The organism is Aeromicrobium sp. PFPM2_SD2 (assembly GCF_057364525.1).
The window spans coordinates 1-2,713 of sequence record NZ_JBNFNZ010000346.1 but is presented as its reverse complement, the minus strand read 5'-3'; the positions used below and the strand labels follow the sequence as shown (position 1 = coordinate 2,713).

General features: G+C 69.4%; 4 protein-coding genes. All 4 read left to right on the top strand.

Features of this window, described 5'->3' with window-relative positions; translation table 11 throughout:
• Positions 1-713, top strand: a 713-nt coding sequence (fliP, locus tag AC2W7G_RS13325; RefSeq protein ID WP_485868863.1) for a flagellar type III secretion system pore protein FliP, incomplete at its 5' end; no start/stop codon positions are given.
• 11 nt (positions 714-724) lie between these two features.
• The gene (locus tag AC2W7G_RS13320; protein ID WP_131402943.1) at positions 725-994 is read left to right on the top strand and encodes a flagellar biosynthetic protein FliQ; all 270 of its coding nucleotides are present in this window, start codon (positions 725-727) and stop codon (positions 992-994) included.
• Positions 995-998: 4 nt separating this feature from the next.
• Complete coding sequence (locus AC2W7G_RS13315; RefSeq protein WP_485868862.1) at positions 999-1,763, top strand: flagellar biosynthetic protein FliR; 765 nt, start codon at positions 999-1,001, stop codon at positions 1,761-1,763.
• Positions 1,763-2,713, top strand: a 951-nt coding sequence (locus AC2W7G_RS13310) for an EscU/YscU/HrcU family type III secretion system export apparatus switch protein (RefSeq protein ID WP_485868861.1), incomplete at its 3' end; no start/stop codon positions are given. The genes AC2W7G_RS13315 and AC2W7G_RS13310, both read left to right, overlap by 1 nt.

Sequence of the window (2,713 nt, the reverse complement as noted above, 5' to 3'; positions counted from 1 at the left end):
TCGCCGCGGCGCCCGCCCACGCGGCCGGTCCGCGCGGGCCCGAGGGCCCCGACGGCGTCACCGTCGAGCTGGACGGCCTGACCAGCGACCCGAGCACGTCGGTCGTCACGATCATCGCGCTGACGCTGGTCTCGCTGCTGCCGGCGATCGTGCTGACCTGCACCGCGTTCACCAAGGTGCTCGTCGTGCTCGGCCTGACGCGCAACGCGCTGGGCCTGCAGCAGACGCCGCCCAACCAGGTGCTCGCCGGCCTGGCGCTGTTCCTGAGCCTGTTCATCATGGCCCCGGTGCTCAGCGCCATCAACGACGCCGGCGTCCAGCCCTACCTGGACGGCGACCTCAGCGCGAGCGCCGCCTGGAACGCGGGCATCGAGCCGCTGCGCGCGTTCATGATCGCCCACACCGGCGACTCCGAGCTGCAGCTGCTGAGCAACGTCGCCGAGCGCGAGCTGCCCGACACCCGCGACGACGTCGCGCTGACGACGCTCATCCCGGCCTTCGTGCTCAGCGAGCTCAAGCAGGCCTTCATCATCGGCTTCGTCATCTTCATCCCGTTCCTGGTCATCGACATCGTCGTCAGCGGCGCGCTGATGGCCCTGGGCATGATGATGATGCCGCCCACGATCGTGTCGCTGCCGTTCAAGCTCCTGCTGTTCGTCCTCGTCGACGGCTGGGCGCTCATCGTCACCGCCCTCGTCTCGAGCTACGGGTGAGGGGGACGACGATGACGGACACCCAGGTCCTGGAGATCGCGATGCACACCATGGTCATCGCGCTCAAGCTCTCGGCCCCCATCCTCGTGACCAGCCTCGCGATCGGCTTCCTGGTCTCGCTGTTCCAGTCGATGACCCAGATCCAGGAGTTCACGCTCGCCTTCGTGCCCAAGCTGATCGGCGTGGGCGTGGTGCTCATGGTGAGCGGCAACTGGATGCTGCACGAGCTGCAGAACTTCACCGTCGGCCTGTTCGACATGCTGCCCAGCCTGCTGGGGTGACCTCGTGACGCTGAGCCTCGCCGGGGAGCCGCTGCTGGCCTACCTGCTGGCGTCGGTGCGGATCTTCACCTGGCTGATGATCGCCCCGCCGTTCGCCGGCCGGACGGTCCCCACGCAGCTCAAGGTCGTCCTGGCCGTGGGCCTGGCCATGGCCGTGGCCCCGCTCACCGGCGGGGACGTCCCGGAGTCGACCCCGGCGCTGCTGCTGGAGGTGCTCGGGCAGGTCTTCGTCGGCGCGATCATGGGCTTCGTCACCATGCTGCTGTTCTCGGCCGTCGCGGCCGCGGGCAGCATCATCGACCTGTTCGGCGGCTTCGCGATCTCCCAGGCGTTCGACCCGCTGAACATGACCATGAACACGATCATGGGCAAGTTCCACAGCACGCTGGCGGTCGCCCTGCTGCTCGTCTCGGGCGGCCACCTGCTCGTCGTCGGCGGGCTGCTCAAGACGTTCGACGTCATGCCGGTCGGCGGGTCGATCTCGATGCCCAGCGGGCCGGAGGTGCTGACCACCGCCTTCACCGTCTTCTTCGTCACCGCGGTGCAGATCGCGCTGCCGCTCGTGGCGGTGCTGTTCGTGGCCGACCTCGGGCTGGCGCTGCTGACCAAGGTCGCCCCGCACCTCAACGCCATCAATGTCATGTTCCCGGCCAAGATCGGCCTCACGCTGCTGGTCGTCGGGATGTCCTTCCCGGTGCTGCCGGGCGTCATCGACCGCCTCGTCGAGCTCATCCTCGAGGCGATGTCCACCCTGGCGGGGGGTGCCTGATGGCGTCGGGGAGCGAGGAGAAGACTGAGAAGCCCACCGCGAAGAAGAACAAGGAGAACCGCAAGGAGGGGCAGGTCCCGCGCAGCCAGGAGATCGGCGGCTGGTCGGCCCTGCTGCTGTTCGCGATGTTCCTGCCGGCGATGGTGGGCCGCGAGCTGGACGCGATGCGCGACATCATGACCCGCTCGTTCACCGGCCTGGACGAGGCCGACCCCGCCCACGCGCTGCAGCTGCTCGGCTCGGCCTCCACCCACGCCCTGCTCGCCCTGGTGCTGCTCGGCAGCGCGGTGCTGCTCGTCGGCGTCGCCGGCGCCCTGTCCCAGGGCGGCTTCTACCTGGCGACCAAGGCGGTCAAGCCGTCGGCCAAGAAGCTCAACCCGATCACCGGGTTCAAGCGCGTGTTCGGCACCCAGGCGCTGTGGGAGGGCGCGAAGGTGCTGGTGAAGTCCGCGCTCGTGGCGATCCTGGTCTACACCTCCATCCAAGGGCTCGTCCCCATGGTCGGGCGCTTCTACTCCGTCGAGTCGGTCCTGGACCGGGTCACCTCCGACGTCGTCGCGATGGTGCGGTGGGTCGCCGTGCTGGGCGTGCTCATGGCCGCCGCCGACTACCTGTTCCAGCGGCACAAGGTCGGCAAGCAGACCCGCATGACCAAGCAGGAGGTCAAGCAGGAGCACAAGAACTCCGAGGGCGACCCGCTGCTCAAGGGCGCGATCCGCTCGCGCCAGCTCGCCGTCTCGCGCAACCGGATGATCGCCGACACCGCGAACGCCGACGTCGTGCTCGTCAACCCCACCCACGTCGCCATCGCGCTCACCTACCCCGACGGCGCGACCGCCCCGGTGGTCACCGCGCGCGGGGCCGGCGCGATCGCCACCCCGCATCCGCGAGGTCGCCACCGAGCACCGCGTCCCGCTCGTGCAGGACGTCCCCCTGGCCCGCGCGCTGTA

Coding starts and splice junctions, on each gene's coding strand:
- AC2W7G_RS13320 (WP_131402943.1), top strand. CDS start 725: ATGACGGACACCCAGGTCCTGGAGATCGCGATGCACACCATGGTCATC.